This is a genomic window from Austwickia chelonae NBRC 105200, from assembly GCF_000298175.1.
Taxonomy (GTDB): Bacteria; Actinomycetota; Actinomycetes; order Actinomycetales; family Dermatophilaceae; genus Austwickia; species Austwickia chelonae.
The window spans coordinates 86,840-109,473 of record NZ_BAGZ01000009.1; the positions used below are offsets into that span (position 1 = coordinate 86,840).

Annotated in this window: 20 protein-coding genes; 10 read left to right on the forward strand and 10 right to left on the reverse strand. The window is 67.7% G+C overall.

The features are described from left to right. Nucleotides 1-50: 50 nt before the first annotated feature. Nucleotides 51-422 carry a hypothetical protein gene (locus tag AUCHE_RS10175; protein WP_006503220.1) on the reverse strand — a complete coding sequence of 124 codons (372 nt, stop codon included), beginning with the start codon at nucleotides 420-422 and terminating at the stop codon, nucleotides 51-53. A 232-nt stretch (nucleotides 423-654) separates the two neighbouring features. Here AUCHE_RS10175 and AUCHE_RS10180 point away from each other — a divergent pair, with 232 nt between their 5' ends. Then, nucleotides 655-1,245: a GtrA family protein gene (locus AUCHE_RS10180; protein WP_006503221.1), complete on the forward strand. Its 591-nt coding sequence runs from the start codon at nucleotides 655-657 to the stop codon at nucleotides 1,243-1,245. On the opposite strand, the gene AUCHE_RS10185 is transcribed toward AUCHE_RS10180, so the two are convergent. The 3 genes from AUCHE_RS10185 to AUCHE_RS10195 are packed head-to-tail and all read right to left on the reverse strand — an operon-like array spanning nucleotide 1,212 to nucleotide 4,046. Further along, nucleotides 1,212-1,991: an ABC transporter ATP-binding protein gene (locus AUCHE_RS10185; RefSeq protein ID WP_006503222.1), complete on the reverse strand. Its 780-nt coding sequence runs from the start codon at nucleotides 1,989-1,991 to the stop codon at nucleotides 1,212-1,214. The two genes, AUCHE_RS10180 and AUCHE_RS10185, sit on opposite strands and share 34 nt — an antisense overlap. Continuing rightward, entirely contained in the window at nucleotides 1,988-2,980 is a 993-nt protein-coding gene (locus AUCHE_RS10190; RefSeq protein WP_217994373.1) for a FecCD family ABC transporter permease, read from the reverse strand. Before AUCHE_RS10190 ends, AUCHE_RS10185 begins: the two co-directional genes overlap by 4 nt. Before the next feature lie 19 nt (nucleotides 2,981-2,999). After that, entirely contained in the window at nucleotides 3,000-4,046 is a 1,047-nt protein-coding gene (locus AUCHE_RS10195) for an ABC transporter substrate-binding protein (RefSeq protein ID WP_006503224.1), read from the reverse strand. A gap of 349 nt (nucleotides 4,047-4,395) precedes the next feature. Between AUCHE_RS10195 and AUCHE_RS10200 the strand changes: the two genes are divergently transcribed. From AUCHE_RS10200 to AUCHE_RS10240, 9 genes are all read left to right on the forward strand, one after another. After that, entirely contained in the window at nucleotides 4,396-5,160 is a 765-nt protein-coding gene (locus AUCHE_RS10200) for an IclR family transcriptional regulator (RefSeq protein ID WP_006503225.1), read from the forward strand. Nucleotides 5,161-5,257: 97 nt separating this feature from the next. Next, nucleotides 5,258-5,893: a molybdenum cofactor guanylyltransferase gene (mobA, locus tag AUCHE_RS10205; RefSeq protein ID WP_006503226.1), complete on the forward strand. Its 636-nt coding sequence runs from the start codon at nucleotides 5,258-5,260 to the stop codon at nucleotides 5,891-5,893. Between the two features lie 119 nt (nucleotides 5,894-6,012). Continuing rightward, entirely contained in the window at nucleotides 6,013-6,996 is a 984-nt protein-coding gene (locus AUCHE_RS10210; RefSeq protein WP_006503227.1) for an NAD(P)H-quinone oxidoreductase, read from the forward strand. Nucleotides 6,997-7,079: 83 nt separating this feature from the next. Further along, the gene (locus tag AUCHE_RS10215) at nucleotides 7,080-8,078 is read left to right on the forward strand and encodes a FecCD family ABC transporter permease (protein WP_006503228.1); all 999 of its coding nucleotides are present in this window, start codon (nucleotides 7,080-7,082) and stop codon (nucleotides 8,076-8,078) included. After that, complete coding sequence (locus AUCHE_RS10220; protein ID WP_006503229.1) at nucleotides 8,075-9,175, forward strand: FecCD family ABC transporter permease; 1,101 nt, start codon at nucleotides 8,075-8,077, stop codon at nucleotides 9,173-9,175. The genes AUCHE_RS10215 and AUCHE_RS10220 overlap by 4 nt, the downstream gene beginning before the upstream one ends. Continuing rightward, complete coding sequence (locus AUCHE_RS10225; protein WP_006503230.1) at nucleotides 9,172-10,026, forward strand: ABC transporter ATP-binding protein; 855 nt, start codon at nucleotides 9,172-9,174, stop codon at nucleotides 10,024-10,026. The genes AUCHE_RS10220 and AUCHE_RS10225 overlap by 4 nt, the downstream gene beginning before the upstream one ends. A gap of 206 nt (nucleotides 10,027-10,232) precedes the next feature. Further along, nucleotides 10,233-11,174 carry a DUF6301 family protein gene (locus AUCHE_RS10230; protein ID WP_006503231.1) on the forward strand — a complete coding sequence of 314 codons (942 nt, stop codon included), beginning with the start codon at nucleotides 10,233-10,235 and terminating at the stop codon, nucleotides 11,172-11,174. A gap of 399 nt (nucleotides 11,175-11,573) precedes the next feature. Next, nucleotides 11,574-13,151: a thiol-activated cytolysin family protein gene (locus AUCHE_RS10235; protein ID WP_006503232.1), complete on the forward strand. Its 1,578-nt coding sequence runs from the start codon at nucleotides 11,574-11,576 to the stop codon at nucleotides 13,149-13,151. Between the two features lie 51 nt (nucleotides 13,152-13,202). Further along, nucleotides 13,203-13,730, forward strand: a complete 528-nt coding sequence (locus AUCHE_RS10240) for a GNAT family N-acetyltransferase (RefSeq protein ID WP_006503233.1) — start codon at nucleotides 13,203-13,205, stop codon at nucleotides 13,728-13,730. Between the two features lie 82 nt (nucleotides 13,731-13,812). On the opposite strand, the gene AUCHE_RS10245 is transcribed toward AUCHE_RS10240, so the two are convergent. The 6 genes from AUCHE_RS10245 to AUCHE_RS10270 all read right to left on the reverse strand — a co-directional run bounded on the left by AUCHE_RS10245 (nucleotide 13,813) and on the right by AUCHE_RS10270 (nucleotide 22,632). Beyond that, complete coding sequence (locus AUCHE_RS10245) at nucleotides 13,813-15,618, reverse strand: ABC transporter ATP-binding protein (RefSeq protein WP_006503234.1); 1,806 nt, start codon at nucleotides 15,616-15,618, stop codon at nucleotides 13,813-13,815. Continuing rightward, nucleotides 15,615-17,387 carry an ABC transporter transmembrane domain-containing protein gene (locus AUCHE_RS17765; protein ID WP_006503235.1) on the reverse strand — a complete coding sequence of 591 codons (1,773 nt, stop codon included), beginning with the start codon at nucleotides 17,385-17,387 and terminating at the stop codon, nucleotides 15,615-15,617. The genes AUCHE_RS10245 and AUCHE_RS17765 overlap by 4 nt, the downstream gene beginning before the upstream one ends. A gap of 1 nt (nucleotide 17,388) precedes the next feature. After that, a complete protein-coding gene (locus AUCHE_RS10255; protein WP_006503236.1) occupies nucleotides 17,389-19,221 on the reverse strand; it encodes a siderophore-interacting protein in 1,833 nt (610 codons plus the stop codon). Nucleotides 19,222-19,303: 82 nt separating this feature from the next. Then, on the reverse strand, nucleotides 19,304-20,566 hold the full coding sequence (locus AUCHE_RS10260) for a lysine N(6)-hydroxylase/L-ornithine N(5)-oxygenase family protein (protein WP_006503237.1): 1,263 nt from the start codon (nucleotides 20,564-20,566) through the stop codon (nucleotides 19,304-19,306). Between the two features lie 61 nt (nucleotides 20,567-20,627). Further along, nucleotides 20,628-22,295: a (2,3-dihydroxybenzoyl)adenylate synthase gene (locus tag AUCHE_RS10265; protein WP_006503238.1), complete on the reverse strand. Its 1,668-nt coding sequence runs from the start codon at nucleotides 22,293-22,295 to the stop codon at nucleotides 20,628-20,630. A gap of 130 nt (nucleotides 22,296-22,425) precedes the next feature. Further along, entirely contained in the window at nucleotides 22,426-22,632 is a 207-nt protein-coding gene (locus tag AUCHE_RS10270; RefSeq protein WP_006503239.1) for an MbtH family protein, read from the reverse strand. Nucleotides 22,633-22,634: the final 2 nt, after the last annotated feature.

The window sequence follows — 22,634 nt, forward strand, 5'->3', positions numbered from 1 at the left end:
GGGGATACGGTTTCTCCCGCCTCGTCGCGGGCCAGCCAGACGGTACGTCGTCAATGCCCCTCCGACAGCAACGCCAGGCAACTCTCCTCGGTGTTGATCTCGCCCCCGTCCGCCGCCTTCCGCTGAGGGTAATGAACCTTCCAGAACTCGTCCTGCTTGATGGCGACCACCGACTTGTTCGCTTTGTCCCGGTAGAGGACGGTGACCGTCGCGCAGGAATGCCAGATGTGATGGACGACGATCTCGGACACCTTCCCCTTGTCGTCCTCCGCCCGGTGGACCGACTGTCTGATCCTCGACTCGTCCTCGTACATATCGGAGTTCGACGCGGTACACCCTGACGCTCCAGCCGCCATCACGATGCTCAGCGCCGCCGCCAGCACCCCCGACGCCTTCCCCCGTGAACACACCTCGGCATACATCGGGTCATGGTCGTACAGAAAACGGTCGACGACGAGGACATGGCGGGAGCGTCGTCGAAATGTTTACCGAGATTTTGCAGGGCAGCGCTACGAGAAACAGCCGACAAGAAAAACAGCGGTCCCCACGCCAGGCTGCGAACTGTTTTTCCGCGCCCACCGATACCGCCCACGCCGATCCGCGCCTCGACGACGATGTCCAGACCCAAGAACACGTGGATGCTACTGTCGGCGAATGCGCAGGATCCTGAGGAGTTCCGGCCTGAGACAGATCCTCGTCTTCGGGATCATCGGCGCGCTCGGCGTGCTGGTCAACCTCGCTATCAGCATTGTCCTGCACCGAGCCAACGGCGGCACCGTCAACGCCGGAGAACCACTGTTCACCCTACCCGGAGGGGACTATTCCTTTCGGTTCAGGAATTTCGTATGGCTGGCCGCATTCTTCGGCGCGAACCTCTCCAATTTCGAACTGAACCGCCGGTACACCTTCGCCAACCACTCCCGTGGACGCTGGATGCGCAGATATCTGGCCTTCTGCGGTTCGGGAATCGTCGCCATGCTCGTCGGCCTGATCTGCCAGTGGTCGCTCACCCACCCCGACTCCTTCTTCTACCTCGACCAGGCCTGGCTCAGCGAAGCCGAAGGCATCAGATCCCGCGAATACTGGGCCCAGCTCATCGCCATCGCCGTGTCGACCCCGGTGAACTTCATCGCCAGCAAATACCTGGTCTTCCGCCACCGCCCCACCGCGGAAGACACCACGCCACGCGGAGGGCCGGACAAGCCAGGCCCTCAGCCGACCGCACCCACCGCCACCCCTCGATAGGCGATCACCGGGGCACCCACCCCGTCGTACAGGATCTCCGCCTCGACACGGAACACCCGACGGATCAACTCCGCCGTCAACACCTCCGCCGTCGGCCCCGAGGCCACCACCCGCCCCGCGTCCAAGACGTACACCAGATCGCAGAAATGCGAGGCCAGGTTCAGGTCGTGGAAGACCGCCACCGTCGTCGCCGGCAGCGAACGCACCACCTCCAGGATCTCCCACTGCTGATGGACGTCCAGATGGTTCGTCGGCTCGTCCAACAACAGACAGGGCGTCTGTTGGGCGATCGCCCGCGCCACCACCACCCGCTGTTGCTCACCCCCGGACAAGGACGAGTACTCCCGGTCGGCGAACGCCTCGAGCCCCACCGATGACAACGCCTGCCGCACGATCTCGTGATCCGCGGCCGTATCCCGTTCCATGAGTCGCTTGTACGGCGCCCGCCCCAGCAGCACCAGATCTCGCACGGTGACATCGAAGGCGTACTGGTTGTGTTGGGCGACCACGGCCACCGTGCGCGCCACCTGGGGGACGCTCATCTCCGCGAGAGGGTGATCCCCGTACAGGACCCGCCCGCTGGTCGGAGCGGTCAATCGGCACAGGCAACGCAACAGAGTCGTCTTGCCGCTGCCGTTCGGGCCGATCACGCCCACACACGCGCCGCTGGGAGCCTCCAGGTGGACGTCCTGCACGATCTGTCGCCCTCCGATCGCGCAGGACACGCCCTCGGCTCGGACTCTCATCGCAGACCTCCGAAACGGTAGGTGCTGCGCGCCATCAACCAGATGAACACCGGCGCGCCGATCGACGAGGTCACGATCCCGATGGGCAGCTCTCCCCCGTCCAGGACGACCCGGGCCACCACATCGGCCCACACCAGGAAGACACCGCCGAAGAGCGCCGAACAGGGCAGGGCACGACGATGGTCGGTGCCGACGACCATGCGCACCACGTGCGGGACGATCAGTCCGACGAAACCGATGGTGCCCGCCGCGTAGACCGCCATGCCGATGCCCAGGGAGGAGAGCAGCAGGTACAGGTGGCGGCAGCTCACCATGTCCCGGCCCAGGGTCAGCGCGGTCTCGTCGCCGAGGAGCATCAGGTTCAACACCCGGCACTGGGTGAGGAAGAAAGCCACCACCGCGGCGACCACCGGGGCGATGACGACCAGGTTCTCCCATCGGGCGCCGGCCACCGAACCCATCAGCCAGAAGGTCACCTGTTGGAGTCCTCGCGCGTCATGGGCGAGGAAGACCACCAGGCTGGTGAACGCCCCGGTGACCGAGCTCAACGCCAACCCGGCCAGCAGCAGACGTACCGCGTCGGCCCGCCCGCCGACGCTCGCGAGCACCTGCACCGCCAATGACACCAGGAAGGCCCCGGCGAAGGCGCACACGCCGACGGCGTTACCGGCCACCCACTGGCCCAGCCCGGCCATCAACGCCAAGGTCGCCCCCAAGGAGGCCCCCGAGGAGATGCCCAGGACGTACGGGTCGGCCAACGGGTTGTTCACCACCGCCTGCATGACCACCCCGGAGGTCGCCAGGATCGCGCCCACCGCCACCGCCAGCACGGTGCGCGGCAGCCGGACGAACCAGACGATGTCCCGGACCGGGCCTTCCTCGGTGGGATTCGCCAGGGCGTACAGGATCTGCGGCACGCCCAGGTCGGTGGAGCCGATCCTGATCGCGCCCAGCACCGACAGGCCCAAGGCCAGGACCAGCACGGGCACTATCGGGAGTCGACGCAGCTCAGGCACTCAGGGCCTTCGTAAAGGTGTCGATGCCGTCCTTGGTGCGCAGCCCGCTGCAGTAGATCGACGACAAGGCCACCGGGTGCACCTTCTTCGCCTTCACCGCTTGCAGTCCGGCCAATGCCGGGTCCTCCAGGACGGTGTTCACCGCTTTCGTGGCGGCGTCGGCGTCCGCGCCGTAGAAGACCATGAAGATGTGTTCGGGGTCGGCCTCGATGAGTTGCTCGGCGCCGACCTGTTTCTTGTCGTCGCTCTCCCCGACGGCGAGTTTCACCCCGGCCGAGGCGGCGATGCTCCCGGCCAGTGACGTCTTCCCGTACACCCGGAACTGCCCGGAGACCGCTTCGAGGACGGCGACGCCCTGCCGGGTCGGCTCTTTCTCCTGGGTTTTCTTCACCTGGTCGAGGGCGCCTTTCATGTCGGCGACGATCTTCTCCGCTTCGCGTTGTTTGTCGAAGATCTTCCCGATGTTGAGGATGTCCTCGTATTCGAAGTCGACCTTCTGGGGGACTTTCGGGCCCTGGGCGTAGCTGTTCAGCGACATGTACGTGTTGATGCCGCGGTCGTGCCAGAAGCCGACGTCGCCCCATTTCTTCTCCTGGAAGGCTCCGTACCAGCCCAGGATGAGGTCGGGCCGCAGCGCGATGGCTTCCTCCTTGGACGGGAAGGCCTGCGCTTTCTTCACCCCGGCCCATTTCTCGGCGAGGTCCTCACGCACCGGCGCAGAGGTCGGTGCCGCGGTCGCGATCTTGTCGGCCAAGCCCAGGGCGAGCATGATCTCGATGTTGTTGTGCCCTTCGACCAGCACCTTCTTGGGGGTCTCCTTGACGGTGATCTCCTTCTTCCGGTGTTGGAAGTCGAAGGTCGACAGGGTCAACGGGTAGGCGGTGTCCTTCGACCCGGCGGCCGCGGACCGGCCTTGACCGGCGTCCTTGGTGGTCGAGGAAGCAGCACAGCCGGCGGCTCCGACGGCGAGCGCAACGGTCAGCAGGATCGTGGTGGCGGTGCGCAGTTGTGGCTGCCGGGGCGCGGGGTGATGGCGCATAGTTTTTCCCTTCTGTCGGCGCAGACCGGGAGGCAGGCAGCGGGCACGACACCGTGACGGACCTGCCCCTCCGGCGGGGGCAACTGGCCGTGGTCGGCGCGCGCCCTCATGACCGGGCTCAGCCTTGGTGGGGCTTTTACCGTTGCGCGACAGCGTCGGGATGAACCGAACTTCGAGGACGTGGCAGTGGTTGCCAGCGGCAGCAGGCTAGCAGCCATGATGTGGGTGGTCCTCGGGTGGTTGGCGGGGTTTTCCAGGGGTTCGTTGCGTCCGTTGCCGGGCCGGGCTCGCCTGGTGGTCCGCGGGTGCGTGAGTCTGGTCGACGTCTGTCCCGGTCTAGGCTCGGGGCATGACCGGCCCGGTGCCTGCCGCCCAACACACGCTGGACGTGCTGCTGTTGCTCTCCCGGCACGTGGAGCCGCTGCCGGCGGCAGCGATGGCCCGTGACCTGGGGCTTCCCCGTTCCACGATGTACAAGTTGTTGGGCACGCTCACGTCGCGCGGGTTCGTGACCCATCTGCCGGAGAGTCGCAGGTATGCGCTCGGCCCGGCGGCTTTCGAGCTGGGGACGGCGTACACCCGGCAGGCGCCCTTGGCTCGGATCGGCCGGCCGCTCGTGGCGAGGCTGGTGGAGTCGCTCGGGGAGACCGCGCATCTGGCGGTCCTGCACGGCCGCGATGTGATCTACGTGGTGGAGCAGCGTGCGCCGCGTCGTCCTCCGTTGGTCTCGGATGTGGATGTGCGGCTGCCTGCTGGGTTGACCGCAAGCGGGCTCGCGATGTTGGCCGAGCTGCCGGCTGCGCAGGTGCGGGCACTTTTCCCCGACACGAGCAGTTTCGTCACCCGGCACGAGGTGGGTCCGAGGAGTCTGCGGGAGTTGCGCGCCCTGCTGCGTGACATCCGACAGAACGGGTACGCCCACGAACGAGACAGCGTCACACCAGGTTTCGAGTCGGTGGGTGTGGCTGTTCGTGACCGGCACGGTCATCCGGTGGCCAGTCTGGCCGCGACGTGGCCGTCCGATGCATTGGAGATCCCGGTGGACGACGTCGTCACCCGTCTCCGCGCGGCGGCAGGTGACCTGGGACGACGCGTCGGCGGCTTGACAGCCTGAAACTGCCGAGAAGGCAAGGGCGGGCCCGGCGCACCGATCTGCCCTCAGAGAGACGTCCGCCGCCGTGCTGTCGGACCCACCAGGTAGCTTCCCCGATATGACCCACGCGCCCGAGACCGACGATGTCACCGCGATCGTGCTCTGCGGCGGCACCTCACGACGATTCGGCGGCGGCGACAAGACCACCGCGCAGGTCGACGGCGAAAGCATCCTCGACCGGCTGCTCCTCGGGCTTCCCGAACGGTGGCCGGTGATCTGCGTCGGCATGTCACGGCCGACGGCCCGCACCGTGATCTGGACCAGAGAAGACCCGCCCCGCAGCGGCCCCCTCGCCGGAATCGCCGCCGGACTGGCCGAGAGCCGCACCCGGTACACCGTCGTCCTCGCCGGCGACCAACCCTTCGCCGCCGAAGCCGTGGGCGACCTCGTCGCCGCACTCGCCGCCGCCGACGACGGGCTCCACGACCGGTACACCGCTTGCCGGAAGGACACCGGGAGCCGGATCGACGGCGTCCAGGCCCTCGACAGTGCAGGCGAGCACCAGCCTCTGCTCGCCGCCTATCGCACCCAGGCCCTGCGCGCCGTCATGCCCGCCGACGCCCGCGACCGAGGTGTGCGGCGCGTCCTCGCCCCCCTCCGCTGCGCCGGGCTCGATGTCGCCGGGCACACCACCTGGGACGTCGACACCACCGACGACCTGGCCCGCGCCCGCCAACACGTCCGCCGGACCTGAGAAATGCGCTCCCAGGGGACAGGACAGGCCCGCCGCCACCAGGGTGAGTTCGCCCACCCCGCGGCCGAACAAGCCTCGCGGCCACTGCCGCCCGGAGAAAGCACGTCTAGGGTTGGTCCATGCAGGCCATCACCATCCCCAGCCCCGGTGACGACGTCGACGCCCTGGTTCTCGCCGAGGTCCCCGACCCCACACCCGCCTCCGACGAAATCGTCATCGACGTCGCCGCCGCCGGGGTGAACCGGGCCGACCTGCTCCAACGTCGAGGTTTCTACGATCCGCCCCCCGGTGCTTCCCCCCTGCCCGGCCTCGAAGTCAGCGGAACCGTCGCCGCCGTCGGCGAGCAGGTCACCACCTGGCGAGTCGGCCAGGAAGTCTGCGCCCTGCTCACCGGTGGCGGCTACGCCGAGAAAGTCGCCGTCCCTGCCGGACAGGTACTGCCCGTACCCAGCGGGCTCAGCCTCGTCGAAGCCGCTTCCCTGCCCGAAGTGGCCTGCACCGTCTGGTCGAACCTGTTCATGACCGCGCACCTGCGCCCCGGCGAGGTCGTCCTCCTGCACGGCGGTTCCTCCGGCATCGGCACCATGGCCATCCAACTGGCCCGCGAGGTCGGCGCCACCGTCGCCGTCACCGCCGGAACCGACCTCAAACTCGACGCCTGCCGCGACCTCGGCGCCGAAATCCTGATCAACTACCGGGAAAGCGACTTCGTCGACGAGATCCGCACCGCCACCGACGGGCGCGGAGCAGACGTCATCCTCGACCTCGTCGGCGCCAAGTACCTCCAACGCAACATCAAAGCCCTGGCCACCGGCGGACGCCTCGTCGTCATCGGCCTCCAAGGCGGGGTGAAAGCCGAGATCAACCTCAACGCGCTGCTCACCAAGCGCGCCACACTCACCGCCACCTCCCTGCGTGCCCGCCCGGCAGAAGAGAAATCCGCCATCGTGGCCGCCGTCCGGGAACACGTGTGGCCCCTCGTCGAAGCCGGACGGGTACAGCCCGTGGTGCACGAGACCCTGCCGCTGGCCGAGGCAGCGGAAGCCCACCGGATGCTGGAAGCGAGCAGCCACATCGGGAAGGTCGTCCTCGCCGTCGAGTGACCGGCCGCCGACGGTTCAGCTGCCGGACATTCCACCCATCCACACTTAGGGCAACCTAAGTATCGTGTGATACCAAGGCACATATGACCCGTCGGCTCCCCGGTGTCGTCGCGCTGATCGGCGGCCTTCTCCTCGCCACCTGCCTCAGCCTCGCCATCGGCGCGCGCACCGTCCCCCCGGGTCAGATCCTCGACACCCTGCTCGCCGGCCCCGGCCAACGCGGCGACATCGCCGTCGTCGTGTGGGAACTGCGCGTCCCCCGCACCGCGATCGCCGTCGCCGTCGGCGCCGCCCTAGGGCTCGCCGGGGCACTCATCCAAGGACATACCCGCAACCCGTTGGCCGACCCCGGCATCCTCGGCGTCACCGCCGGCGCCTCCTTCTTCGTCGTGCTCGGCGCCTTCCTCTTCCGCGTGACCGACCCGCAGGCACAGGTCTGGTTCGCCTTCGTCGGCGCCGCCGTCGGCGCAGCCGCCGTCTTCGCGGTCTGCGCCGCCGGGAACAACAGCGTCAACCCGTTGACCCTGGTCCTCGCCGGTGCCGGACTCAGCGCCTTCCTGACCGCCTTGACCAGTGCGATGGCCCTCACCGACGACACCAGCCTGAACACCCGCCGGTTCTGGGCCGCCGGATCCGTCGCCGCCCGCGACCTCGACGCCCTCGGCCACGTCCTCCCCTACCTGATCGTCGGCGCCGTCCTCGCCCTGGCCACCGGCCCCACCCTGACCGTCCTCGCTCTCGGCGACGACAGCGCCCGCGCACTGGGCGTACCGGTCGCCCTCGCCCGCTGGGCCGGTTTCCTCACCATCGTCCTGCTCACCGGCGCCGCCACCGCCGTCGCCGGACCGATCGGTTTCCTCGGCCTCGTCGTCCCCCACATGGCGCGCGCCGTGACCGGGCCGGACTACCGGTGGGTGCTGCCCTGTTCCGCACTGTTGGGGTCGATCATCATCCTTCTGGCCGACACCGCGGGGCGGGTCATCGCGATCCCCGGCGAGGTGGAGGTCGGCATCGTCACCGCCTTGCTGGGCGCGCCCGTCTTCATCGCTCTCGTCCGCCGTCGATCGCTGGTGCACCTATGACCTGTCAGTCGCCCCCTGTCGTCGAATCCGTCGCCGTCCCCGACGAGGTCCTTCGGGGAGGGCGACGTCATCTGCGGGTGGGGCCGTTGTCCCTGCTGGTGTCCGTCCGGAATGTCGCATTGGGCGGGTGTTGTCTCCTGGTGGGCGTTCTCGTCCTGGCTGCCGGGCTCACCGTCGGTGACTACCCGTTGACGGTGCCGGACGTGCTGCGCGTCCTCGGCGGCTTCGGCAATGCCATCGAGACCAGGATCGTGGTGGAGTGGCGGTTGGCGCGCGCCTTGGTGGCCGGCGCGGTCGGTCTGGCGTTGGGGTTGGCGGGGGCGTTGACGCAGAACACGGCCCGTAATGCTTTGGCCAGTCCGGACATCCTGGGGATCTCGATGGGTGCGTCGGCGGCGGCGGTGGCGGTGATCGCCGCCGGTGCCACGGGGGTGGTCGTGTCTGCGGTGGCGATCCCGGTGGCGTCCTTGGTGGGTTCTTTGGCGACGGCGGCGGCGATCTATCTGTTGGCGTGGAAGCAGGGCATCGATACTTATCGGCTCGTGCTGATCGGTATCGGGGTGAACTCGATGTTGGCCTCCTCGGTGACTTTCGTGTTGGTGCGCGCCGATCTGAACACGGCTTCCCGGGCGACGATGTGGCTTTCGGGGAGTGTCAACGGCCGGTCCTGGCCGGAGCTGGTGCCGTTGTTGGTGGTGTTGGCGGTGACGGTGCTGGTGTTGCCGGTGGCGGCGCATGAGTTGACGGCGCTGCGGCTGGGTGAGGACAGTGCGTCGGCGTTGGGGGTGGATCTGCATCGGGTGCGGCGTCGGTTGTTGTTCGTCGCGATCGCGTTGACGGCGGTGTCGGTGGCGGCGGCGGGGCCGGTCGGTTTCGTGGCCTTCGTAGCTCCGCAGCTGGCCAGGCGGATCTTCGCGACGAGTACCCCGCCGTTGGTGGGTAGCGCCTTGTGTGGGTCCTTGCTGGTGCTGACGGCCGATCTGGCGGCGCGCACGTTCTTGCCCTGGGAGTTGCCGGTGGGGATCGTCACGGCCGCGATCGGTGGGCCGTTCCTGTTGTACGTCATCATTCGCACCGACCGGAAGGTCACCTTGTGAGCCTCGACGAAACCACTCCTGCTGTGGCCGGCCCGGATTCGCGGGCGGCGGCGCCGCGGTTGACGGTGCACGGCGCCCGGGTCGGGTATGGCGACAAGGTCGTCCTGCCGGAGGTCGACCTGTCCATTCCGACGGGGGTGATCACTACGGTCATCGGCCCGAACGGGTGTGGGAAGTCGACGCTGTTGCGGAGTCTGGCGCGTCTGCTTCCGCCGTCGGCCGGGCGGGTCTGTCTGGACGGGCAGGATCTGTACCGGTTGCGTCCTCGGCAGGTGGCGACCGTCATCGGGTTGCTGCCGCAGATGCCGGTCGCGCCGGAGGGGATGACGGTCGCCGATCTGGTCGCCCTGGGTCGGCATCCGCATCACAGTTGGTGGCGTCAGTGGGCGGCGGATGACGCCGATCATGTGCGGCAGGCCTTGGAGCTGACGGGGGTGGGTGACCTGGCGGGGCGCTCCGTGGACACTCTGTCGGGTGGGCAGCGGCAGCGGGTGTGGTTGGCGATGGCTTTGGCTCAGGACACCGATGTCGTGCTTCTCGACGAGCCGTCCACCTATCTGGATCTGGCGCATGCCTTGGATCTGCTCGACCTGGTCGATGTCCTGCACGACGAGCGGGGGCGCACCGTGGTGATGGTTCTGCACGATCTGGTGTTGGCCACCCGGTACAGCGATCATCTGGTGGTGATGAAGGACGGGCGGGTGGTGGCGACCGGGGCGCCGCAGGATGTCGTCACGGAGGAGTTGTTGTCGGAGGTCTTCGGTTTGCAGGCGCAGGTGGTGCCCGATCCGGTCAGCGACCGGCCGCTGATCGTTCCGATCGGGCGTAGGCACACCACGGTCGTCTGCTGAGCCGTCGCGGCCGCTGTGGCCGCTGTGGGCGGACGGTGGGTGGGGGCCGGCCCGGGGTGAGCCGGTGTCGTCGTCGAGGGTGCTGGTGGCACGGCGTGTCGGCGCGGAGGGGAGCTGGGTCGGCTCAACCCGGAACCGGCTGCCCGGGAGCGCAACCCCCCGATTAACGTGGGTGGCCGACGCCGACCAGCCATAAGGAAGCAGCGATGACCGAGCACGACGAATGTCCCCTGGAGGAAGCGCCGATGCGCGCAAGCATGCGGCTGGCCCCCTTCGAAGCCATGTCGAACTGGGTGCGGACCTTGGAGGAGGTGTCCTGGCCGTTGACGGAGAGCGCTCTCCACGAGACCGTCGGACGCTTCGGGTGGGGTCAGTTCTGGCCGACGGAGCAGGATGACCAGGTCACGGGGGTGGAGGTTGCGGTGACCGATCAGGTCGGTGTGCTTCCTCGTGAGGAGGAGCAGTCGCTGGCGTTGAACATCTTCGCCGATGTCTGTAATCACTTCCGGCAGGTGAGGGGGATGCCGGAGAGTTCGGTGTGCGACGGCTCGACCATGATGATGGCCTGGCGGTTGGCCAATGACGGTTCCGCTGTGGTGAAGAAGGCCAGTTGGGGGGTCACCTTGTGGGTGATGGGTCCGGCGCGTGCCGAGGAGATGCGGGCGGAGCCGTGGGGTCAGGTGAACCGGTGGACCTCGTGGGAGGACTTCGAGGCGGCGCTGGTCCGGGTGTTGCGTGATCAGCTTGATGCTCGTACGCGGGTGACCTTCTTCTCGTGTGGGGATGACGGTGAGCCTGGTCCGACCGTGGAGGTCGACAAGAACGAACCGGATTGGCACGAGTCGCCGGATCTGTTGATCAGTGGGGTGACGCAGGGTGTGGGTCAGTCGCTTTCCGAGGAGGTTTCTGCGGCTGGTTGGGAGTGGGTCGAGGAGAACGCGTGTTGGTCGATGCGTCATCTGTGGCCGGCGCCGTGGGATTTGTATCCGTTGTTGGCGCGTTCGGTGTGCGTGATGATGCGCAGCCATGGGGTGTCTTCCCCTGATCGGTTGTCTTATGCGGCGCATCGGGCGGCGTCGGAGGACGGGAGGCTGCCTGAGGAGGGTGTGCTTTTCGGGGATTTGGGTATCCGGCGGGTGGTGGACTGATCCCGTTCCGGGGTGCCGGGGGTGTGGGCGGTGTCCGGGCCGGGTGTTCGTCTCCGCGGGGGTGGGCGTCCGGCCCGGAGGTGGTGTTCACCGCCGCCCACTCTGCTTGATATAAAAAACATGAATTATCCCCTTATGGAGCGGCTTGCCCGTCGCACCGAAAGTTTTTTTGCCTCGCCATATCCGACGTACGCATAACCCAAAGTCACATTTTGGCTAAATGAAACTCAGCCAAAAGTCCCCCATCACCCAAAATCCTTCATTTTTTTAGAACTTTTCGGACATTCCGCCCATCCAGGCTCTTGCCAGGGGTGTTAGCGTCCGAACGTTCGGTTGTCGAAAAATATTTCTTATCGCCAGCCTGGGCCTTCCATCTGAGCCACACGTGAAGGATCACAGATGACCATCACCTTCTCGCCCTCAAAGGCATCAGCAACCCTCGCCTCCCTCGTCGTGACCGTCGCCCTCACGGCGCCCGTCGCCTCCTACGCAGCCCCCATGAGCAGTTCGCCAGCGCCACTGGCAGCGCCTGCGGCGGCTCGCGGCTGCTCCGACGACGAGACCAACTCCTACGTCCGTGGCCTCAACTACAAGCCAGAGGACGTCCTGAAGCGTGACGGCGAAAAAATCACCAACCCGCCGAAGAGCGAAGGAGAGATGAAGGACGGCGTCTTCCGCGTCATCACGAAGAACCGCCGCACCATCTCCAACAAATCGACCGATATCGCGGCCACCAATTCCACCGCCAGCACCATCTACCCCGGTGCCCTGCTGCTGGGCGACAAGAACTTCGTCGAAAACCAGCCCACCATCATCAACATGGAACGCAAGCCGTTGACGATGAGTGTCAACCTGCCCGGCATGGACGGCAAGGCCAACAGCGAGACCGTGAAGAACCCGACCCGGTCGGACACCAACGGCTCCCTCAACACCTTGCTCGAACGGTGGAACAAGGACTACGCGCCGAAGTACCCCAACCCGCCGGCCACCATGCAGTACAACGAGACGATGGCCTACACCCAGGACCAGCTGATCGCCAAGTTCGGCGTCGGTTCCGCCGTCCCGATCACCAAACTGGGTGTCGACTTCACCGGGATCCGGGAAGGCAAGAAACAGACCTCGGTCGTCTCGTTCAAACAGATCTTCTACACCGCCTCCGTCAACGACCCGGGCTCGCCGTCCGACATGATCGGCCACAGCGTGTGCGGCAAGGGCCTGAAGGAACGCGGCGTCAACGCCTCCGCCCCGCCGCTGTACGTGTCCAGCGTCTCCTACGGACGCCAGATGTACGTCAAGCTGGAGACCAGCTCCACCTCCTCCAAGGTCGAAGCCGCCTTCAAGGCCATCGTCAAGGGCGTCGACATCAGCGGAAACGTCGAGTACCAGAAGATCCTCGCCAACTCGAACTTCCGCGCCATCGTCCTCGGCGGATCGTCCAAGGGCCAGTCCGAGGTCATCACCGGCAAGCTCTCCGAGCTCAAGAAGGTCATCAACGCCGACGCGAACTACAGCCGCACCAACCCCGGAGTGCCGATCTCCTACACGGCCAAGTTCCTGAAGGACAACTCCCAGGCCGCGGTGCACAACAACTCCGAATACGTGGAGACCAAGGTCACCACCTACCGCAACGGCAAGATCAACCTCGCCCACAAGGGCGGCTATGTCGCCCGGTTCAAGGTCGGCTGGGACGAGATCGCCTACGAAAACGGCGAGGAGAAGAAGACCCGTAAGGAATGGGACGGCAACGGAAAGAACCGCACCGCCCCCTTCAACACGGTGATCCCGCTGCCCGCCAACGCCCGCAACATCACCGTCTTCGCCGAAGAGGCCACCGGCCTCGCCTGGGAGCCCTGGCGCACCGTCCGCGACGACAAGGACCTGCCCCTGACCAAGGAGCGGAACATCGCGATCTGGGGCACCACCCTGCACCCGAAGTCCGACAACAAGGTCCCCGAGGACAAGACTCCGGAGGACTGAAAAGGCCGCTGAGAGCCACTGCACGCACGGAACAGCGGGGCCAGGACACCAATGTCCTGGCCCCGCTGTTCCGTGGTGGGCGAGGGTCTTCCTCACGAGGCCGATGTTCTTGCACTGTTCGGCCGGTGCGAAGACTACTTCGTGGCCGCCACCGGTTTCCCCGCTGCAGCGGGCGATGTCCAGAGCCTGTTCTATTCCTTGCCACCCGGGGTCGATCTCGAGATGAAACGTCTCTTAGTGATACGCGACGGCAACACCGTGGTAGGCCTGGTAGATGTCATTGACAACTATCCCGATGTCGATTCTTGCTCGGTCGGCATATTCCTGATCGAACCGGGATCCCGCCGCCAAGGCCTCGGACGCCATATGGCACTACGCCTAGCGGAAGAGCTCCGCAGACTGGGCCGCAAACGGGTCACAGCGACGTGCCCACGTGACTGGGCGCCGGGAATCGCCTTTCTGGAACACCTCGGCTTCCAGATTGACGCCCCGGAGAGGCCCGGCCCTGAAATCGGCAACCGCTTACGCAAATCCGTCGAGTACCACCTGTGCTCAGCAACTCTGGATCTAGCATCTTGAAACGCTGACCCGCGTGTATCAACGGGTGAGGGATTCGTTGATCTCAACGTTGGGCACGGTCGAATCAGGACGCCGAGCCCGGTCAAGACTCGCAGCGACCGGCCCGCCACAGCTGGGCATACCGGCCGTCCGCCGCCAACAACTCCTCGTGTGAACCGGACTCCACCACCGCTCCCGAATCCATCACCACGATGCGATCAGCCAGCCGCGCCTGCTCCAGACGGTGAGCGACCACCACCGACGTCCGGCCTGCCGCCAACCGCATCGCCGCCTCGTCCACCCCGGCGCCAGGCTCAGAACTCTCCTCCGAAGCAGCCTCGTCCAAAACCACCACCGGCGGATCCAACAAAGCCACCCGGGCGATCGCGATCTGCTGAGCACGCACCGGCGACACCGGCACCCCGCCACCACCGATCACCGTGTCCACGCCGTCGGGCAAGGACGCCACCCACTCCGACAGCCCCGCGACCTCCACGGCAGCCTGCACCGCAGCCTCATCGGCCCCCGGCACCGCCAAACACAGATCGTCCCGCAAGGACCCCGAGAAGACATGACTCTCCTGCGCGATCAACACCAGCGAACGCGCCCGCACCCGCGGCGGCATCGACGCCACATCCACCCCACCCAGAAGCACCTGGCCGCCCTGCGGACTGCGCACCCCGGTGAACAAGGCCGCCACCGTCGACTTGCCCGCACCCGACGCCCCCACCAAAGCCAAGGACGACCCCTGCGGCACCGTCAGGTCGAAACTGTCCAGCACGCGAGCGCCCCCGTCGTAGGCGAAGGTCAACGCCTGCGCCGTCAGATCACCCGAACAGGGCACGACTGCTCCCTGAGCGGCGGCTCCGTCCGTCGACTCATCCGTTCCCAGACCTACGATCCGCCGTAGGGACACCGACGCCGACTGCACCTGGTCGATGACCATCACCAGCGCACCGATCGGCCCGAAGAGCCTGAAGAAGAACAGGCTCGCCGCGGTGGCCTGGCCCACCGACACCTCACCGACCTGCACCAGCCAGGCGCCGACCGCCAAGAGCACACTCACCCCGAGGAATTCCGCCAGGTTCACCCCGGCGAACAGGCGGGTCGTCGCGACCTGCACCAGTACCGTCAACCGGGTGACCTGCCACGACGGCTGGGAAGCCCGCGGACGGCGGTAGTCCTGCAGTTGCAGCGCCCGCAAGGTCGGGGCGCCCTCGGCGATCCCGAGAACTTCACCGGCCCGGGACGCCCTGGCCGCGCGTTCTTCCACATACAGCGGCGGCGCCTCCCGCCGGTACCGGCGCACCACGAAGACGTACACCGGTGAGGTCACCACCACGAGGGCCACCACGAAAGACCAATGGATGCCGGCCATCCCCACCGCGGTGACCAGTACGGCTGCGCCTGCACCGGTCAGCGCCGGAACGGCCTGGTTGACCGCCGATGTCACTGCGGCGACGTCATCGGTCGTCCGCGAGACGATGTCTCCGCTACCGGCCCGTTCCACCCGTGCCAGCGGCCGACGCAAGGCAGCCCGCATCGACTGCTCACGCAGGTCGGCGACCACCCGGTCGGCGGCCCCCGCGGAGAGGACCGTCCCCACCCCGTGCGCTGCCGCGCCCGCCAAGGTCGCCGCCACCATCACCGCGATCGACCGGACCACCGCGTCCGAACCCGAGCCGAGGAGGGGGACCTCACGGCCCCGGACGATGTCGACCAGTCCGCCCAACACCGCAGGCAGTGCCAGGCCGCAGAAAGCGGCGAAGAGCAGCAGCGGCACCGCCAGGGCGACCCGCCAGGCCTGCGGACGACCCAACCGGCAGGTCTCCGCCCAGACTTCCCGGCCTGAGGCGAGCGCGAAGGTCTCCGGGGCGGAGGCGTCAACGGTAGAGGTGGGGGCGGTCACGAGGTGGCTCCTGCCGTGCATTCGAGGGAGGTCTCGGGCTGGGCGTAGCCGTCCTCGCCGGGGGTGGGCTCGGGAAGGGTGACCGTCCGGTCGGCGACAGCTCGCCAAGCCGGAGACGACGTGCACACCAGGGTGATTCCTTCGGCGCGGAAGTCGCGTACGCTGCGGGCGACCTGATTCTCGGTGACGGCGTCGACGGCGGTCGTCGGGTCGTCGAGCAGGAGGACGGCGGGGCGGCCGGCGAGGGCGCGGGCGAGGGCGACCCGTTGGCGTTGTCCGCCGGAGAGCCGACGGCCTGCTTCGCCGATCTGGGTGTGCCCGCCTTCGGGGAGCAGGGCGAGGACGTCGTCGAGGCCGGCGGCGGTCTGGGCTGCGCGGGTGTTTTCCGGGGTTCCGCGGCCGGCGGCGACGGCGTCGTCCAGGGTGTCGGGGAAGAGGTGGGTGTCGTGGGGTGCGACGTGGACGACGGTGCGGATGAGGTCGACGGGGCAGTCGGCCAGGTCGGTGCCGGAGAGTACGGCCCGGTCGTCCGGTCCCGGGGCCGCGGTGGAGGTGCCGCCGAGGAGGCGTCCGAGCAGGGCGTTCTGCTCAGGTGTCGCCTCGATCACGACGAATTCCCCCTCTCTGAAACGGTACTCACCGCCGCCTATCCGCAGTGCAAGCTCCTCACCCCGCTCCGTCTCCCCCTCAACCGGAACCTGGACACCGAGGACGGTGCTCAGATTCCGGTCGTGGGTGGGATCTTGTCGGTCGTGGGGGGTGCGTAGGAGAGTCAGGACTCGTTCCGCCGAGGCCAGTCCTGCCGCCCAGAAGATGCCGACATTGCGTCCGAGCAGCGTCATCGGCCCGACCACCAGCTGGGTGAGGGCGACCACGGTGACCAGCTCACCGATCGTGAACGACCCGTGCACCGTGCGGTGGGCGGCGACTCCGGCGACGGCGACCACGAAGAGCCCCCCGGCCAATGAGGTCGAGCTCTCCATCACCGCCCGGGAACCGTTGGCGCGCAGCGCCGCGTCCAGAGCGGACCGCGAAGAGGTCTCGTACCGGCGGCGGGCTTCCGGCTCGGCACCCAGACCCTTCACGACCCGCAGGCCGCTGATCAGGTCGGCTGCCGTACCCGCAGCGGCAGCGGCAGCGGCCTGCGCACCGCGCAACCGGGCCGCCAACGGCCGCATCGCCCGGTCGGCGACCGCGACAGTGACCGCGGCGCCGATCAGGACCCCGACAGCCAGGGGCCACCAGATGACCGCCAGCAGCACACCCACGGCGAGCAGTGCGGCGAGCTCCCCCACCGGGAAGAACGAGATCAGTTTGGTGCGGGCCACCGCCTGCACGTCACTACTGGCCACCGCGAGCAGATCCCCGGCGAGACGAGGACGCCCACCGAAACCGCGCGCATCGAGGATGCGGTCGGTGGTCAAGGTGCGCAGCTCGTGTTCCAGCTGGCCGTAACCGGCGAAAGCCAGCCGCGCCCCCATCCGGTAACCGGTGGACAACACCACGAAAGCCATGCCGAGCACGCCCACATAGGTGAGGGTCCCGGTGAGATCGCCTGCGGCGACAGGGCCGTCCAAGGCCCAGCCGATCAACAGGGGAACGCACGCCTCACCGACCTGGTGGAGTACGGCCAGGACGGCGGCGAGCGCGGTACGCCGGGGGTGCGCGGTCAGGACCTGCCGGAGCAGGCCTGCCGGGGTGGTGTCCTCGGTGATCTGCAGGGTGCGGTCGTCGATGCGGGAGTCATCGGGGACGCAGGTGATCGGCACGTCAGCTGCTCTCTGGGCCGGCGCGGAAGGTGACGGCGTGCTGTCCCCAGCCGACGGGGTCGAGGCCGGTGAGGGTGGTTCCGGTGACGGCGGCGAGTGCTTCGAGGTCGCTGCGGGTGGGCAATGCGGCGCCGTGCAGGCAGAGCCTGCGCAGGTCGTCCTCGAGTTCGTGTTCGTCCGGCCTGGCGGGGTCGAGCAGCGGTGTGACCATGACGAGTCGCCCGGTGTCGCTGAGGAGGTCGCTGATCAATGCGGGAAGGTCCTCGGCAGGGGTGGTGCCGGGGAGGTCGACGGCGACAACGGTGTCGGCCGGGGCCGGGAGCTGTCCGGGCCGGGGTGCCGCGGTGAAGGTGACGGCGGGCCTGCGGGCGGCGCTCATCTCGTCGCGGCAGCGGCGGAGCTGCCGGTCGTCGCCGGTGACGGTGATCGACAGGTCGGGGCGTTGCCGGATGATCTCGTCGGCGTAGACCCCGGCTCCCGGGCCGAGGACGGTGACCTGTTCGCCGTCCTTCAGGTCGAGGACGGGAGGCAGCGCCGGAGCGGTGAACCCGGCTTCCTGGGCGACCCGGTCGGCGTGGTCGTCGGCGATCTCGCCGTCGCCGGTGAGTTCGGCGAAGATCGTCTGCCCGCCCTGGGAGGCGCGTTCGCCGGTGCGCAGCCCGGCAAGCAGGCCGATGAAGGCGAGGTCCCGGCGGGCGGCGGCCCCGGTGAGGGAGGTGACCATGTGCGAGTCGGGGTCGGAGAGTTCGTTGCCCAGCGGGGTCAGGTGCAGGAATCCTTCGTCGTCGAGTCGCAGGTATTCCAGGGCGCCGAGGTAGCGGACCAGGCGGCTGAGTCGTTCGGCGGGGACTCCGGTGCGTCCGGCGAGGTCGGGCAGGTTGTCGACGCCTTCGTCGATGGCGGCGAACAGGTCGATCTCGCAGGCGGCACGGACCGCGAAGGCGGGGGCGAGTTCGGTCATCTCGTGGATGACGGCGGTCGGTCGGGGGCCGGTGGCTTCGACGTCGACGGTGGAGGGGTCGTCGCCCATGGTGACGACGGGGCGTTCCTTCCAGTAGCCGGTGATCTCGACGTCGCTCTTGGGGAGTCCGCAGTCGTGGGTGAACCAGCGGCGCAGCGGTTTGATCCGTCCGGCTTCCCCGGCGATCCACACGTACGGGGTGCCTTCGTCGAGGGTGCATTCCTGGGTGGTCCGGATGAAGTCGCCGCCTTCGGCGCGCACCACCCAAGTGATGCGGGCGTCGGCCTGGGTGGCCAGTTGGACGATGTGGTCGGTTTCGGCGACTTCGACGACGGCCTGCACGGGGAAACCTGCCGGAAGTTCTTCCAGGCAGCGGGCGATGGCGGGCAGTGCCGTCTCGTCGCCGGCGATGAGGAGGCTGTCGGCGTGGGTGGGCAGTGCCGAGGAGGCTTTGGGTCCGGCGACGTGGACGGCTTGTCCGGGGCGGGCGCGCCCGGCCCAGGTGGAGGCGAGGCCGGCGATGTGTTGGGCGAAGTCGACGACGAGCTGTCCGGTCTCGGTGTCGAAGCTGCGCACCGTGTAGGTGCGGGCCAGGGAGATGGTGCGTTCGTCCCAGTCGAGGCGGCCGTCGGGCAGGGGTTCGGGTGTGACGGCTTCCCCGGTGGCGGGGTCGGGGACGATGATCTTCACGTCGTCGTCGAAACCGTTGCTGACCAGCGCGGGGACGGCGACGCCATTCCGTTCGTGGGCGTGGACCCCGGGGCCACCCAGGACGACCCGGCGCATGCCGGGGCTGAGGTCGTAGGCGTCGATCACCTGGAGTTCCCGGACGGTGATGGGGTAGACGGTCCGGTCGCGGCTGGTGCGGGGCATGGGCTCCTCGTTCGTGGCGATGTGGAGCCCGGCCGTCAGGGGCAGACCTGACGGCCGGGCTGGTTTGGGGGAGTCTGGTGTTTCAGGCGCTGGCGCGCTCCTGACCTGCTCGGGCGGTCAGGATGCTGTCGAGGATCTCGCTGCTGCGCAGAGCGAGGTTCGACAGCAGGGCCGAGGTCAGTCCGTGGGTGTGTTCCACCCCGCCGTTGAGGTACACGGAAGGAAGCGCGTCTTCGGCGGGGGCCCAACGATAGTCGCGGAGCACGGCGGGGAGCCCGTTGTCGTGGCGGTACCAGCGGGCGCTGTCGCCGAAGAGGTCGGCGGGGTCGGCGCCGCGGTAGCCGGTGGCCATGACGACGGCGTCGGCCCGCAGGGTCTGTTCCTGTCCGTTCATGAGGTCACGGACGGTGAGGGTGACGCCGTCGGCGTCCTCGGTGCACGCGATGGCTTCGGTGCAGTTGTGGATGTGCAGGCGGGGTCGGCCGGTGACGAGTTCTTCGTAGGCGCGGGTGTAGAGGTCTTCGATGAGGACGGGGTCGACGGCGGAGTAGTTGGTGCCGCGGTGGTAGCGGTACATACGTTCGCGGACCTGTGGGTCGGCGCCGTGCCAGCGGTCGACCATGTCGGGGTCGAAGATGCGGTTGGCGAACGGTGAGTCGTCGGCGGGGGTGTAGCCGACCTTGCCGAAGACGGCGTGGATGGTGCGTTCGGGGCAGGTGTCGTGCAGGTGCTGGGCGGCTTCGGCGGCGGACTGTCCGGAGCCGATCACGATGGCCGTGCGGATCTTGCCCGGTGCGGCGTCCAGGGAGGTGAGCAGGTCGTGGGTGTGGAAGACCCGGTCGGAGGCGGTGGCCCAGACAGGCATGATCGGGACGAGCCCGGGGGCGTGGACGAGGGTGCGTCCGTGGAAGGTGGCGCCGTCGGCGGTGGTGACGGTGACCTGGTTCCCGCCCCGGTCGACCTCGACGCCGGTGACGGTGCTCCCGTAGCGGGCGACGTCCTCGACGTGTTTCGCGGCCCAGGTGAGGTAGTCGGCGAATTCCTGACGGGTGGGGAAGAAGCTCTGTTTGTTGACGAAGTCGGGAAGCCGTCCGGCCTGGTGGACATAGGTGAGGAAGGACAGCGGGTGTGCCGGGTCACGGTAGGTGACGAGGTCTTTCAGGAAGGAGATCTGCATGGTCGTCCCGGGGAGCATCATGCCGGGGTGCCAGGTGAAGTGGTCGCGTTTCTCGAGGAAGATCGCCGTGATCCTGCGATCGGCTGGGGCTTCGCGGTTGTGGTCTGCGAGGGCTATGGCCAGGGCGATATTGGCGGGGCCGAAGCCGATGCCGATGATGTCGTACACGAGAAGCCTCTTCGGTGTTGTTTCGTACCAGGGACAACCAGCTAATTAGGTAAGGCTAACCTTATTTCCGTGGTGAAGGGAGTTCAACGTCCTCACGCAACCCACGCTTACTCACCTTCCCCACCCCCGTCTGCGGAAATTCCCGCACCAGATGCACCACATCCGGAATCGCAAAGGACGCCAACCCCCGCGCCCGCAAGAACTGCCGCAAACCCCGCGCATCCGGAACATCCGCCGCCCCCGGATCACGCACAATCACATAAGCGCACACCCGCTCCCCCAACACCTCGTCCGGCAGACCCACCACCGACACGTCATGCACCGCCGGATGCGCCAACAACTCGTTCTCCACCGCCTCCGGAGCGACCTTCTCCCCACCACGGTTGATCTGATCCTTCGCCCGGCCGACCACCACCAGATGACCCGACGGCAACTGCCGCACCACATCCCCCGTCCGATAAAAACCCTCCGCCGTGAACGAACGCGCATCGTGCTCCGGCGCCCGGTGATAACGACGAATCGTGTACGGACCCCGCGTCAACAAATGCCCCGGCTCCCCCGAAACCACCGGAACATCCGCGTCATCGACCACCAGCACCTCGTCCCACGACGACTGCGGACGCCCCTGCGTCGACAACACCAGCTCCGGGTCGTCGTCGAACCGGGTGTAATTCACCAGGCCCTCGGCCATCCCGAAAACCTGCTGCAAAGCACAACCCAACTCCGGAACCACCCGACAGGCCACCGACTCGCTCAACTTCGCGCCACCGACCCACAACACCCGCAAAGAAGACAGCTCCGACCGCTCCCGCAGCGGCGAATTCAACCAGGCCAACAACAACGGCGGCACCAGCGCCACCGCCGTCACCCCCTGCGCATCGATCAACGGCAGACAGGTCGACGGGCTCGGATCCGCCGCCAACACCACCTGCGCGCCCACCATGAACGCCCCCAGGATCCCCGGCGAACTCATCGTGAAATTGTGCGACGCCGGCAACACCACCAACATCACGTCGTCCCCGGTCAACGCCGTCACCTCGACACTGGCCCGCACCGAGTACAGATACTCCGCATGCGTCCGCGGTATCAGCTTCGGCACCCCCGTCGTCCCCCCGGACAACTGGAAGAACGCCAAGGACAACGCCGGCACCTCAGGCCGCTCCACCAGAGCACACCCCGACGCCGCCGCCCACGGATCCTCCACCCGATCCGCGACCAACACCACCTCCACCTCAGGGAACTCCGCACGCACCATCGACGGCACCGCCGCGAACCGCTCCCCCGGCCGATCCGGACCCACGTACGCCCGCGCCGGCGCCAGACCCACGAAATGCCGCACCTCCGCTGCACCGTGCGCCGCCAAAGCGAACACCGGCACCGCCCCCAACCGGTGCACCGCGAAGACCGTCTCCACGAAAGCCACCGAATTCGGCAGATGAACCACCACGGCGTCCCCGACACCGATCCCACGCGCCGCCAACACCCGCGCAGCCCGATCGACCGCCGCATCCAACTGCGCATAGGTCACCCGGCGATACCGGTCACTCACCGCAGGACGGTCCGGCCACCGACGGGCCGCCTCCACCAACAGGTCGTCCAGCGTGTCCTCGGTCCACAAACCCTCACGTCGATAACGGTCCACCAGCTCCGCAGGGATCCCCGACACGGTGTGCCCCTCCGGAACACCCCCATCCGGACCCACCGTGAGCTCGACCTTCGACGACGACATGGACACAGCACTCCTTCGGAGGAGGACGACAAGGACAGGACGGACACACCGCCACCACGCACGAGGAGACCCCCGCCCGGACACACCGTCGCAGGCGACCCCTCCGACCAGAGGGGCCACCCGCGACAGGTCAGCGGATCGACAACGGGCGCATATCCACCCACGTACGTTCCACGAACTCGCAGCACTCGGCCCGCGACGCCCCCTCAGGCGCGCCGAAGACGACCCGCCAGCCCCCGGGCAGCTCCCGGAACACCGGCCACAAGGAATACTGCTCTTCCTCATTGACGAGCACGAAGAATCGGCCGGACTCGTCGTCGAACGGATTGGTCGACATCA